Here is a 12096-nt window from a genome sequence, read left to right on the forward strand (position 1 = left end):
GTCCCGGACGCACGGCCGATCGCCGTCGACGCGGGGCGCGGGCGAGGGACGGCCGTCGCCCGCCGCACGGGGGCCGGGTGCTCCGCCGCGACCCGCACCGCCCGGGCGCCGGGCGTGCGGACGCGGGCCAGGCACCCCCGTGCCCCGGCGGTCAGCACCAGGACCGCGAGCAGCGCCGCGAGGGTGTTCGACAACGGATCGGTCATGATGCCTCCAGACCGTCGAGCGCGCGGCGCGCCTCGCGCGCGCCGATGGGGGAGAAGGCGGGGTTGAGCGCAAGGGCACGGGTCAGCGAGGCATGCGCGGCGGCCCGCTCACCCGCCGCGCGTTCGATCATGCCGCGGTGGTAGAGGAAGGCCGCGTCCCGGTAGCCCGTCGCGGTCGCCGCCCGCGCATGGGGGAGAGCCTCCTCGGAACGCCCCGAGCGATGCAGCGCCCAGGCGAGGGCGTCCTCGGTGTGCACGGTGCGGCGGCGCTGCCATTCGGCACGGGCCGCGCGCAGGGCATCGGTCCGGTCGCCGTGGTCGGCGGCCGCGAGGGCCGTGTCCAGGTCCGGGTTCACGCCGCCCGCCCGGGCGAGCCCCGTCCAGGTGCCGAGCACCTCGTACTGGCGGCGGGCGGGCCCCGGCCGGCCGCTCACCTCGTACAGCTCTCCGAGCGCGACCAACCGCCCCGGCAGCGGGGACCGGGCGACGATCGTCTCGAACTCCGCTATGGCCGCGGTGTGTTCGCCCTTGCCGGTGAGTGCCCGCGCCCGGCACTCGCGTGCCTCCAGGTTGTCGGGCTCGGCCTTCAGGGCCCGGCCGCACTGCCGCAGGGCCTCGTCGTAGCCGCCCTGGGACCAGGCGAGCCGGCCGAGCGCCGTCGCCGTGTAGGCGATGTCGGCCCGGGTGCTCGCCGAGTCCCGGGCCAGTTCCAGCACGCGCCGTGCCTCCTTGGTGTCCCCGCGCAGCTCCCGTACGTAGGCGAGCCGGGTGAACACCGGGATGCCCGGCCGGCGGGCGTCGGCCCGGCGCGCCGCCTCCAACGCCGCCGGATAGCGGCCGAGTTCGACGAGCGCGTCGATCCGCACGGCCAGACCGCGCTCGCTGTACGGGTTGACCGCGAGTGCCCGGTCGGCGTCCCGGAGCGCCGCCGGGAAGTCGTGCCTGGCCGCCGCGAGGGCCGCCCGGCCGGCCAGCGCTTCGGCGTTGCCGTCGGGCCGCAGCCGCAGGGAGCGGGCGAACGCCTCCCCGGCCCGGGGGTACCGCGAAGGATCGCCGCTCACCCTGGCCTCCTCGACGTACGCCGCACCGAGCGACGCCCATGCGCCCGCGTCCCTGGGCTGCGCCCTCAGATGGGCCTGGAGCGTGCGCACCCCCGGTCCGGGAGCCGCCCCGGGGGCCACCGCCCCCGCGGCGGCCGTGGGCACCTCGTCCGGGCCGCCCAGCACCGCTCCCGCGGCGGTCAGCACGCACGCCAGTCCCACGATCCCGGCCCCGAGGCGCCACACGGACCGCGTGGCCCGCTTCATGACCACCTGCCGCGCCGGCGCGACCGCCACCAGGCGAGGCCGGTTCCGATGAGCACGACGCCCGCGCCCGCGGCGCCCGCGGAGAGCGCCAGCACCGTGCGGTCGTCCGTGGCGCTGCCCGACGTCAGCTCCGCGCCGCCGTCGAGCTGGCTGCGGTTGCCGGCGGCCTCCGCCAGGGGCCCGTTGGAGCCCGACGTCGGCAGCGCCACATACGGGAAGGACTTCTCGAACTCCACGTCGTTCTCGTCCACGGCGTCGCCCAGGTCGTTCTTCTTCCCGACGAGTTCGCCCTCGACGACCTGGAGCGCGATGTCCAGGACGTCGTCGGTCAGCCGGCGCCCGTTCGGGAAACCCGCGTTGTCGCCGTCCAGCACGCCGAGCCGCTTCGGCTCGCCGGTGGGCGGTACGGCCGTGTTCAGACGCAGCGCCTCGGCCGGCCGGACGCCCGGCGGCTGGTTGAGGTCCTTGACGCCGGTGAGGAACACCGACACGAGGTCGTCCCGCGGCTCCTCGGGCGCTTCGATCTTGTAGATGTCCTCGATGAGCTTGGGCAGCTCCGGCTCGGTGACGGACGTGAGGAAGTCGGCGTCGTTCCAGGGCGACGAGGCGTTGAACCGGTCCTTGTCCTTGAGCGGGATGACCACCTCGTTCACCAGCGGCATGCCCAGCCGGGAGACCTGAGTCCAGTCCCCGCTCGCGCTCTTGCGGTGCGTGGTCGACCAGATCCCGACCACGGGCTGCCCCGCGGACTGCCGGATGTGCTCTGAGGGCACCTGCAGGGCGATGCTGTTGACGTTGTAGCCCTTCAGGGTGTCCCGGCCGACCTCGGACAGGTCGCCCCCGTACAGCAGGTCGAACACCCGCAGGTCGAGGAAGAACGGGTCGTCGGCCTGGCCGGCGAACACGGTGGTGCCGTCCTTCAGCTCGCGCACGGCCTCCTTCCGGAGCTCCGCGTAGTCCGGCATGGACGCCTTGCCCACGTTCGACGGGGCGACCGGCACATCGTTCGCGATCTTCGTGGTGGAGATCACATGCTGGTTCCGGAGCCGCATCATCTCCAGGTCGTAGGTCTGCGTGATGTTGAGGTCCGGGTCGTCCAGGCTGGTCACCGGGCCCGTGTTGAACAGGAACGTGTCACCGTTCCTGATCTGGTCGTGGAAGGTCCAGCGGTAGAGCAGGTCGCCCTGGGCGTCGCCGTCGGAGTCGATGTGGATGTCGTAGCGGGCGTCGTCCGCGAACCGGTAGAAGTTCGGTCCGCCCGCCGGTTCCTCGAACGGCAGCCAGTTCGCGACGATCGTCGTGGTGTCCGGCCGGTCGGGGCTGACGAACGCGTACACGTCCGTGGTGTCGTACTGCGGCTGCCCGGAGATCAGCGGGGCCTCCCGGTGGCTGGAGGCGTTGGCAGCGCCCGGCGCGAGCGCGGAGCTCACTCCGGCCGCCGCGAGCCCCCCTGCCGCCAGCGCACCACAGACGAGCGAGGCGAGGTTTTTGCGCCCCCGCGTGCTCCTGATGAGATGAGAGAACATGTCGGTCCCGTCCTGTCGTGGACTCTCGTCGGGGCTTGGACCGTCGCGAACGAGACGGTCCTTGCTGCCTGGTGACAGGTGTTCGGGGCGGCGCGGCCGGAGGTTTGGTCCGGGATTCGCGGGCGTCCAACTCGCCCTGGAATCAGGTGGATTCACTGCGTAGTCGTCAACCCCCGTACGTGTGTGCTGAATCGCTCAGGCGGGATACACGAGTGTGAGGCAGGGGCGATAGGGTTAATCTGCCCGGGCCGGGTGCCCTTGTACGGGTGGGGAGTGACATGGAACAGATAACGATGCGCAGCAGGGCACGGGTCCCTGCGATCACCTGCGGTACGAGCGCGACCAGCTCGCGTCTCGACCGCCATCTCGCGGTACTCGGCGGACCCGCCGTGCCGCAGCGCGAGGCGGCCGAGGCGACGTCCCTCATGCGTGAGCTGACGACGCGTGACGTCGCGCACAGCCGCGGCAGCAAGAGCGCGCGCGTCTCGCTCTTCGCGCCGCTCCGACGACTGCGCCGCTCGCTGTTCGGCAGCCGGGGCCAGTGACCGGCGGGGTGGCCGGCCGGCGGCCCGGGCACGCGTGACCGTTCACGCCCACCCGTCCCCCTCGCTCCCGCCCGGTCACCGTAGGCCCGACCACCCCGCCGAGCACCACCAGCCACCGCGTGCGCGCGACCCCCGGCCCAGACCGGGGCCCGCGCGCCGGTGCCGGGGTTCCCTTCCGCCCCGCGCCGGCCCGGGCCGCGACCGGTCGACCGGTCGCGCCCCGTCCGGAAGCCGAGAACCCGCCGTGGACATCCGTGTCACCCGAGGCGTTCGCCGCCCGTGTGCTCCGTGGGAACGATCCCGCACCGGTGCAGCTCGGCGATGTCGTCGGCCGTCAGCCCCGCCTCGCGCAGCAGCGCGTCCGTGTGCTCGCCGAGTGCCGGGACGGCGCCCATACCCGGCTCCGGACCGCCCGGGAGGGTGATCGGCGGCAGCATCGCCCGCAACCGGCCGACGGGCGTCGCGATGTCCCGCCAGCGGTCCCGGGCCTCCAGCTGCGGATGGGCGGCCAGATCGGCCACGGTGTTGAGACGGGCGCAGGCGATCCCCGCCTCCTCCAGCAGCGTCACGGCGTCCGCCGTGTCCAGCCGGGCCAGCGCCCGGGCGACCACCGCGTCCGTCCTCCCGCGGTTCGCCGTGCGAGCCTTGTTGGTCGCGAAGGCGGGATCGGCCGCCAGCTCCGGGCGGCCCAGCACCAGCTCGGCGAGTCGCCGCCACTCCCGGTCGTTCTGTACCGACAGCAGTACCTGGCCCCCGTCGGCCGTGGGGTAGGCGTCATAGGGCGCGATGACCGCGTGCGCCAGACCCGTGCGCTCCGGGGCGTCGCCCCCGTGCATCCCGTGGTGCAGGGGGTGCCCCATCCACTCGGCGAGCGACTCCAGCATCGAGACCTCGACCGGACCGCCGCGTCCGGTCGTGCCTCGCCGCAGCAGGGCGGCCAGCACCCCCGAGAAGGCGTACATGGCCGCGGCGACGTCCGCCGCCGGGATGCCCGCCTTCACCGGCTGCTCCGCGGTGCCCGTCACGGACACCAGTCCGGCCTCGCACTGGACGAGCATGTCGTAGGCCCGCTTGTGCGCGTACGGGCCGGACTCCCCGTACCCCGAGATGTCCACCGCGACCAGCCGCGGGTGCGCGGCGCAGAGCGTGGCGGCGTCCAGCCCGAGCCGGGCCGCCGCGCCCTGGGCGAGGTTCTGCACGAAGACGTCGGCCTTGGCGATCAGCCGGCGGACCGCTGCCAGCCCCCGGGGATCCTTGAGGTCCACGGCGAGGGACTCCTTGCCGCGGTTGCACCAGACGAAGTGCGAGGCGAGGCCGCCCGCAGCGGTGTCGTAGCCGCGGGCGAAGTCGCCGCCGTCGGTCCGCTCCACCTTGATCACACGAGCGCCGAGGTCGGCGAGCTGACGGGTCGCGAACGGGGCCGAGACGGCCTGCTCGACGGCGACGACGGTGATGCCTTCCAGGGGCAGCGGCTGGCTCATGGAAGCCGTTGATACCGTGTACGTACCACCTTTGTCACCCCGATGGGGCCCGCCGCCGGCGGGGAAGCCCCACCGGATCCAACCGAGGTTCCCGGCACGACGACGGCTGCGGCGCCTCGCTGCGCTGCCGAATCGCCCGAATGCGCCCGGTACGAGGACGACTCTCCGCCGCGACGCACCGCGTCCGGCGCCGCCCGCCGCGTTCCCGGGGATCGCGGGACAGCCCTCAGAGCAGCACGAACTGCCCGCCCGGCCCCTCCTCGTGGTGGTCGAGCACGGAAGCGGGCGCTCGGGCGGCCCGCGGTACCCTGGGCACGCGCAGGTCGTGCCAGCCGGTACGGGCGATCTCCTCGCCCAGTTCCTCGCGCGCGCTGTCCAGTTGCCCCAGCAGCGCGAGCACCGTCACCAGCTCCAGCAGCTCCGAGCTCCACTCCTGCGGCCACCCGGACGGACGGAGTGCCCCGAGCGTCCCCGCCGCCGGCTCCGCGGTCCGCCGCGCGAACCAGTCCTCGAGCACCCGGACACCGCCCACCCGGAAGTCCCACGCCTCCGCCGGCACCGGTGCGACCCGTCCGCCGTCGATCAGGAGGGCCTCCTCCTCCGCGTCGTACACCAGCGTCACAGGGCGGGCGGGGACCGCGGCCCGGACATACGGGCGCCTGCCGCCCGGCAGCCGCGGGCGATCCCCGCCCCGCGTCCCCCTGAGCTGGATGCCGACGAGCCGCCGGCCGAGTTCCACGCCGCGCGCCCACACTCCGGCGTCCGCCGTGAACGGCACCTCGCAGCCCCGGGCCGCGGGCCGCCCGGCGGCCGCCACCCATGCGAGCACGTCCCAGGGCTCCGCCGCGTCCGGAAAACGCTCCCGCAGTGCGGCCCGCAGCCCCGGTGCCAGGTTCGGCTCACGTCCGGCGGGCCGCCGGTACAGGGGGCGTATGCGGCCGGGCCTCCCGGCGGAGCGGCCTTCCGGGAGGACGCCGGAGACCAGCACCGCGGGGCCGTCGTCGCCCGGGACGCGGCCCTGCTCCACCACGAAGAGCTGACGGTCGTCGGCGACCCGCCACAGCTCGGGCCGTGCCACGTCGATCAGCCGGTGGTCGGGGAGGATCCACTGCTCGTCGAACGGCGCGTGGACGATGCGCACCGGCTCCGGGCAGCGCCCGCGCTCCTCGGCGAACCGTCCGGTCCCCGTGGCCTGCCCGGGCAGTGCCGCCACGGGGCGGCCCGGACCGCGGGCCCGGGTCTCCTCGAACAGGGCGGCCCGCTCCTCGCCCCCGGTCGCGACCAGGGCGTCCCAGCGGGCCCGCAGGGTCCGGGCGTCGGGCGCGACCACCCAGTCGCGACCGAGTCGCAGCGGCCCGGTCGACCACGGCATGATGTCGTCCAGTGGCACGCCGGTGCCGCCGGTGCCGCCCCCCTGGCCGCTCATTCCGCCTCGACGGTCACGGAGAACGAGAACCGGTCGCCCCGGTACCGGATCCGCGCCACGTCCACCACCCGCCCCTCGTCGTCGTAGGTCACGCCCGTGTAGTGGAGGATGGGCGACAGCAGCGGCACCTGGAGCAGCTCCGCGGTCTCCGGGTCGGCGAGCCGGGCCTCCACCGTGTCCGTGATGCGGCTGATCCGTACCCCGACGGCGTCCCGCAACACCTTGGTCATCGGCCAGCGCTCGAGGTCCGCCACGTCCAGCCGGGCGGCGACGTCCGGACGTACCGCGTTCTCCGCCCAGTTCACGGGTTCCCCGCTGTCACCGTCGCAGCGCAGTCTGCGGTACGTGACGACCTCGTCGGTGTCCGGGAAGTACTCGGCGAGCCCGCCCGGCACCGGCTCCGGGGCGTGCCCGAGGACGGTCGTCAGCTCACCGGACTGCTGGGCCACGATCGCGTCGATCGAGCCCAGCAGCCGCCGGGGCGCGCTGCGCCGGACCCCCGGTTCGATGAAGGTGCCGCGCCGCCGGTGCCGACTGATGAGCCCTTCCGACTCCAGCTCCTTCAGCGCCTGCCGCATGGTCAGCACGCTCACCCCGTAGTGCTCGGCCAGCTGCTCCTCCGTCGGCAGGCGCAGCGGGTCGTGCGGCCTGCGGCCGAGTATGGAGGCGCGCAGCGACTGCGAGACCTGGTACCACAGGGGCAGCTTGCGGTTCAGGACGAGCGAGTCGGGGGCGAAGGCGGTCACGGCAACTCCGTATCAGATCCGGCCTCAGGACCGGAAGTGGCGCTCCAGACCCTGCCACACGTCGTCGTACGCGCTCTGCAGGTGGTCCGCGTTCGCCGCCTGGGCGGTGGCGGTCACCGGCCAGCGGGTCTCGAACATGAACGCAAGGCCGTCGTCGATCCTCTGCGGCCTCAGCTCGGCGGCGCTCGCCCTGTCGAAGGTCTCCCGGTCGGGTCCGTGCGCCGACATCATGTTGTGCAGCGAGCCGCCGCCCGGGACGAAGCCGCCCTTTCCGGCGGTCTTCGCGTCGTAGGCGCCCTCGATGAGGCCCATGTACTCGCTCATCACGTTGCGGTGGAAGTACGGGGGCCGGAAGGTGTCCTCGCCGACGAGCCAGCGCGGCGCGAACACCACGAAGTCGACGCCCGCGAGCCCGGGAGTGTCGCTGGGGGAGGTGAGCACCGTGAAGATCGACGGATCGGGGTGGTCGTACGAGATCGTTCCCATGACGTTGAACGTCCGCAGGTCGTAGACGTACGGGACATGACTGCCGTGCCAGGCGACGACGTCGAGGGGTGAGTGGTCGTAGGTGGCGGTCCACAGGTTGCCGCAGAACTTGTTGACGACCTCGACGTCGCCCTCGACGTCCTCGTACGCCGCGACCGGAACCCGGAAGTCGCGGGGGTTGGCCAGTCCGTTGGCGCCGATCGGGCCCAGCTCGGGCAGGGTGAAGGGCTGTCCGTAGTTCTCGCAGACGTAGCCCCGGACGGAGCCGTCGAGCGGCTCCACCCGGAAGCGCACGCCCCGGGGGATCAGCGCGACCTCGCCGGGCTCCACGGACAGCAGGCCCAGCTCCGTGCGCAGCAGCAGGCCGCCCTGCTCGGGCACGATCAGCAGCTCGCCGTCGGCGTCGCTGAACACCCGCCGCTCCATGGCGGCGTCGGCGTGGTAGAGGTGCACGGCCATGCCCGTGCGCTGGGCGGCGTCGCCGTTCCCGCCGAGGGTCCACAGACCGGCCAGCCAGTCCGTGCCGGGCGCGGGCTCCGGTAGCGGGTCCCAGCGGAGCCGGTTCGGGTCCGGCACGGTCTCGGTGAACGGCGCGGTGCGCAGGGTGCCGTTGTCGGCGCGGACGAACGGGGGGTGGGCGGCCGACGGCCGGATGCGGTACAGCCACGAGCGCCGGTTGTGCGCGCGGGGCTCGGTGAACGCGCTGCCGCTCAGCTGCTCGGCGTAGAGCCCGAGGGGGGCGCGCTGCGGCGAGTTCCGTCCGAGCGGCAGGGCCCCCGGGACGGCCTCCGAGTGGTGCTCGTTGCCGAATCCCGACAGGTACTCCAGCCCTTCGGCCGTCTTCCTCGCCTGCTCGATACCGCTCATCCGCACTCTCCGATGCGTCCGGTCCAAGGAATCCTATGGTCAACAATAGGATTCCCGGTGTACCCGGTCAACGGCGGCGCCCGGCCCGCTGTGGCGTGCCGCGGCCGGACGGCCGGGGAGTCGCCGGGGTGCGGGCGGACGGCGGCCCGGGTGGGTGCGGGCGAAACGGCCCTCCCCAACGTGCGTACCGGTCGGTATGCTCATCGGTGCCCGTGCGTCATCGCTGCCGCCGCCCCGGGGAGGGCCTCATGCCAGGAACCGACGCCACCCGCACCGCCCTGCGGATCTGCCCGCTGTGCGAGGCCACCTGCGGACTGACCCTGACCGTCGAACGGGACGGCGAGGGGGAACGGGTCGGCGCGGTCCGCGGGGACCGGGCCGACGTTTTCAGCAAGGGATTCATCTGTCCCAAGGGCGCCTCCTTCGGCGAGCTGGACTCCGACCCCGACCGGCTGCGGTCCCCGCTCGTGCGCGACGAGAACGGCGAACTGCGCGAGGCGGGCTGGGACGAGGCGTTCGACCTGATCGCCACCCGGATACGTCCGCTGATCGAGAAGCACGGCCCGGACGCGGTCGGCGTCGTCCTCGGCAACCCGAACGTGCACACCATGGCCGGCGGGCTCTATCCGCCCGTGCTGCTGTCGACGCTGCGCACCCGCAACCTCTTCACCGCCAGCACCCTCGACCAGATGCCCAAGCACGTCTCCAGCGGACTGCTCTTCGGCAGCGCGGTCGCGATCCCCGTACCCGACCTGGACCGCACCGACCATCTGCTGCTCCTCGGCGCCAACCCCCTGGACTCCAACGGCAGCCTGTGCACCGCACCCGACTTCCCGGGCAGGCTCAAGGCGCTGCGCCGCCGCGGCGGCCGGCTCACCGTGGTGGACCCCCGCCGTACCCGCACGGCCCGGCTCGCCGACCGGCACGTGGCCATCCGGCCCGGTACGGACGCGCTGCTGCTCGCCGCACTCGTCCACGTGCTGTTCGAGGAGGGCCTCACCGACCCCGGCGCGCTCGCCGGGCAGGTCGAGGGCGTGGACGAGGTGCGCGAGGCGGTACGGGACTTCACCCCCGAGGCCGTGGCCGCGGCCTGCGACCTGGACGCGGTCGTCGTCCGGACCCTCGCCCGCGAACTCGCCGCCGCGCCCACCGCCGCCGTGTACGGCCGCATCGGAAGCTGCACCGTCGAGCACGGCACCCTCGCCAGCTGGCTCGTCGACGTCCTCAACGTCCTCACCGGCAACCTCGACAGGCCCGGCGGGGTCCTCTTCCCGCTGGCCGCGCACGATCGCGCACCCCGCTCCGCCACCGAACCGGTCCCGCCCGGCAAGGGCTTCGCCCTCGGCCGCTGGGCCAGCAGGGTCGCCGGCCACCCCGAGGCGAAGGGCGAACTGCCCATCGCCGCACTCGCCGAGGAGATCGAGACGCCAGGCGAGGGCCGGATCCGCGCCGTGATCACCATCGCCGCCAACCCCGTGCTGTCCGCGCCCGACGGCGACCGGCTGGACCGGGCGCTCGGCGCACTCGACCTCATGGTCAGCGTCGACCCCTACCTGAACGAGACCTCGCGCCACGCCGACGTCGTCCTGCCACCGCCGCCCCCGTCGCGCAGCGGGCACTACGACTTCTCGTTCAACGGGCTCGCCGTGCGCAACCAGGCCCGCTACACCCCTCCCGCCGTCCCGCTCGACGAGGGAGCGCCGGACGAGTGCGAGATCCACGCCCGGCTGATCCTGGCGGTGGGCGGTATGCACGGCGCCGACCCGTCCACGGTCGACGACATGGTCATATCGGCCTCCCTCGCCAGGGCCGTCGCCGACCCCCGATCGCCGGTGCACGGACAGGACGCCGAGGAGCTCGCCGGTCGGCTGAGCGGCCGCACCGGCCCGGAGCGGCGCCTCGACATGATGCTGCGCCTCGGGCCGTACGACCTCACCCTCGACGATCTGCTCGCGCACCCGCACGGCATCGACCTCGGGCCGCTCAGGCCGCGGCTGGCCCAGGTGCTCAGGACCCGCAGCGGGCGGGTCGAACTGCTGCCCGGTCCGATCGCGGAAGACCTGCCGCGGCTGCGGCAGGCGCTCGGGGCCCGGGACGGCCGGCTGGTGCTCGTCGGCCGGCGCCATCTGCGCTCCAACAACAGCTGGATGCACAACGTCCCGGCCCTCAACGGGGGTTCGAACCGCTGCACCCTCCAGGTCCATCCCGACGACGCCGCCCGGCTGGGGCTGGAGGACGGCGCCCTCGCCCGGATCAAGGCGGCCGGGGGAGAGCTGGAGGTCCCCGTCGAGGTCACCGGCGACGTGCGAACGGGGGTGGTGAGCCTCCCGCACGGCTGGGGGCACGACCGTCCGGGCACCCGGCTGCGGGTGGCGGCGGCCCGTCCGGGCGTCAACGTCAACCAGCTGCTCGACGGCTCGCTGCTCGACCCGCTCTCCGGCACCGCCGTGCTCAACGGCTTCCCCGTGGAGGTGGCGCCGGCCCGCTGAGGTCCCGCGGGGCGGGCGGCGGCGCGGTCCTCGCCGGCGTGCGGCCCGCTCGCAGCCCCCCGCCCGTGGTTCCCCCCACCGGTCCCGAGCTGCCGGGGTTCTCCGCCTGTCGCCGACACGTCGGCACCTTGCCGGCGCGCGACGACGGCATCCGAGGACGGCATCCGACGACGGCATCCGAGGACGGCATCCGACGTCGTCCGGACCGCCGGCTCCGGTGGGAGACCGAGGGCGAACGTGAGGTGCTGCCCCACGCTGACCACCCCCGGCTTCGCCGTGATCGCGTCCTTCCACGTCCGGCGGCACGGCCGGGACCGCGGGCCGGGCGGAGCGGCGCTGAACGCCCGGAGGACCCACTGCGTACTAGGGCGTGTTGCGAAAGTAGCTCCGTCCGCCCGTAGGGCGGGGCCTGCGGCGTCTGGTGCATGGGGCCTCCCCCGGCCCTCCGGGCCGAGGGGAAGATCGCAAGGCGGAGGATCATCCTCGTACTGGACGTACTTGGATGACTCCGACAACGCAGCGAGCGTGCGTGCCAGGCGTCGCGGGCCAGGAGGGACTTTCGCAACACGCCCTAGTGGGCACCCGGGGATTCGAGCGTCTGTGCCTCAACGACAGGAGCGGCAATGACTGATGGTGACGGGCCGATCATGAAGGGGCTCCCGGACGGCGGGGCCGAGCTGTCCGTGGTGCTCAGGCTGCGGTGGGAGGACGTGGCCGCGCTCGGCCGCGAGGCGAGTCGGCTCGCGGAGCAGCGCGGGGCGCCGGTGACCCTCGACGAGGCAGCCAGTCACCGGCTGCGTACCTGGTCGGCGGTGGCCAAGTCCCCTGAGGAGAAAGGCCAGTCCGTGCCGGCGGCGATCAGCGGGGGGCAGCAGGCCGACCGTGGCCGTGTCCAGGTCGCGTCCATCTCCCCGCCGTCCACCCGCCCGCCGCAGCCCTCCCCGACGGCGCTCGGTCAGACCCCGGCCTGAGCGCCCCCGCGGTGCGGGGCGCCCCCATCCCCCGCGACCGCGGGCC

General features: G+C 74.0%; 9 protein-coding genes. 3 read left to right on the forward strand and 6 right to left on the reverse strand.

Translation table 11 applies throughout. The features are described from left to right. Positions 1-202: 202 nt before the first annotated feature. Together FEF34_RS31140 and FEF34_RS31145 are read right to left on the reverse strand one after the other, a co-directional pair. Complete coding sequence (locus FEF34_RS31140) at positions 203-1513, reverse strand: tetratricopeptide repeat protein (protein ID WP_325063653.1); 1311 nt, start codon at positions 1511-1513, stop codon at positions 203-205. Further along, positions 1510-3039 (reverse strand): DUF4331 domain-containing protein, encoded by a 1530-nt coding sequence (locus FEF34_RS31145; RefSeq protein WP_138056134.1) that lies wholly within the window; start codon positions 3037-3039, stop codon positions 1510-1512. Before FEF34_RS31145 ends, FEF34_RS31140 begins: the two co-directional genes overlap by 4 nt. 278 nt (positions 3040-3317) lie before the next feature. Between FEF34_RS31145 and FEF34_RS31150 the strand changes: the two genes are divergently transcribed. After that, on the forward strand, positions 3318-3584 hold the full coding sequence (locus FEF34_RS31150) for a hypothetical protein (RefSeq protein ID WP_171053167.1): 267 nt from the start codon (positions 3318-3320) through the stop codon (positions 3582-3584). Positions 3585-3841: 257 nt separating this feature from the next. On the opposite strand, the gene FEF34_RS31155 is transcribed toward FEF34_RS31150, so the two are convergent. From FEF34_RS31155 to hmgA, 4 genes are all read right to left on the reverse strand, one after another. Next, positions 3842-5065, reverse strand: coding sequence for a CaiB/BaiF CoA transferase family protein (locus FEF34_RS31155; protein WP_138056135.1), 1224 nt, complete (start codon positions 5063-5065; stop codon positions 3842-3844). A 226-nt stretch (positions 5066-5291) separates the two neighbouring features. Continuing rightward, positions 5292-6491: a type ISP restriction/modification enzyme gene (locus FEF34_RS31160; RefSeq protein WP_138056136.1), complete on the reverse strand. Its 1200-nt coding sequence runs from the start codon at positions 6489-6491 to the stop codon at positions 5292-5294. Further along, a complete protein-coding gene (locus tag FEF34_RS31165; RefSeq protein WP_138056137.1) occupies positions 6488-7237 on the reverse strand; it encodes a GntR family transcriptional regulator in 750 nt (249 codons plus the stop codon). Before FEF34_RS31165 ends, FEF34_RS31160 begins: the two co-directional genes overlap by 4 nt. Positions 7238-7261: 24 nt before the next feature. Further along, positions 7262-8590, reverse strand: a complete 1329-nt coding sequence (gene hmgA, locus FEF34_RS31170; RefSeq protein WP_138056138.1) for a homogentisate 1,2-dioxygenase — start codon at positions 8588-8590, stop codon at positions 7262-7264. Positions 8591-8838: 248 nt separating this feature from the next. On the opposite strand from hmgA, the gene FEF34_RS31175 reads away from it, so the two are divergent. Together FEF34_RS31175 and FEF34_RS31180 are read left to right on the forward strand one after the other, a co-directional pair. Continuing rightward, on the forward strand, positions 8839-11079 hold the full coding sequence (locus FEF34_RS31175; protein WP_138056139.1) for a molybdopterin oxidoreductase family protein: 2241 nt from the start codon (positions 8839-8841) through the stop codon (positions 11077-11079). A gap of 623 nt (positions 11080-11702) precedes the next feature. Next, positions 11703-12050, forward strand: a complete 348-nt coding sequence (locus tag FEF34_RS31180) for a hypothetical protein (protein ID WP_234042621.1) — start codon at positions 11703-11705, stop codon at positions 12048-12050. Positions 12051-12096: the final 46 nt, after the last annotated feature.

Source organism: Streptomyces marianii (assembly GCF_005795905.1).
In the GTDB taxonomy this organism is placed as follows: Bacteria; Actinomycetota; Actinomycetes; order Streptomycetales; family Streptomycetaceae; genus Streptomyces; species Streptomyces marianii.

Coding starts and splice junctions, on each gene's coding strand:
- FEF34_RS31140 (WP_325063653.1), bottom strand. CDS start 1,513: ATGAAGCGGGCCACGCGGTCCGTGTGGCGCCTCGGGGCCGGGATCGTG.
- FEF34_RS31150 (WP_171053167.1), top strand. CDS start 3,318: ATGGAACAGATAACGATGCGCAGCAGGGCACGGGTCCCTGCGATCACC.
- FEF34_RS31145 (WP_138056134.1), bottom strand. CDS start 3,039: ATGTTCTCTCATCTCATCAGGAGCACGCGGGGGCGCAAAAACCTCGCC.
- FEF34_RS31155 (WP_138056135.1), bottom strand. CDS start 5,065: ATGAGCCAGCCGCTGCCCCTGGAAGGCATCACCGTCGTCGCCGTCGAG.
- FEF34_RS31180 (WP_234042621.1), top strand. CDS start 11,703: ATGACTGATGGTGACGGGCCGATCATGAAGGGGCTCCCGGACGGCGGG.
- FEF34_RS31160 (WP_138056136.1), bottom strand. CDS start 6,491: ATGAGCGGCCAGGGGGGCGGCACCGGCGGCACCGGCGTGCCACTGGAC.
- FEF34_RS31175 (WP_138056139.1), top strand. CDS start 8,839: ATGCCAGGAACCGACGCCACCCGCACCGCCCTGCGGATCTGCCCGCTG.
- hmgA (WP_138056138.1), bottom strand. CDS start 8,590: ATGAGCGGTATCGAGCAGGCGAGGAAGACGGCCGAAGGGCTGGAGTAC.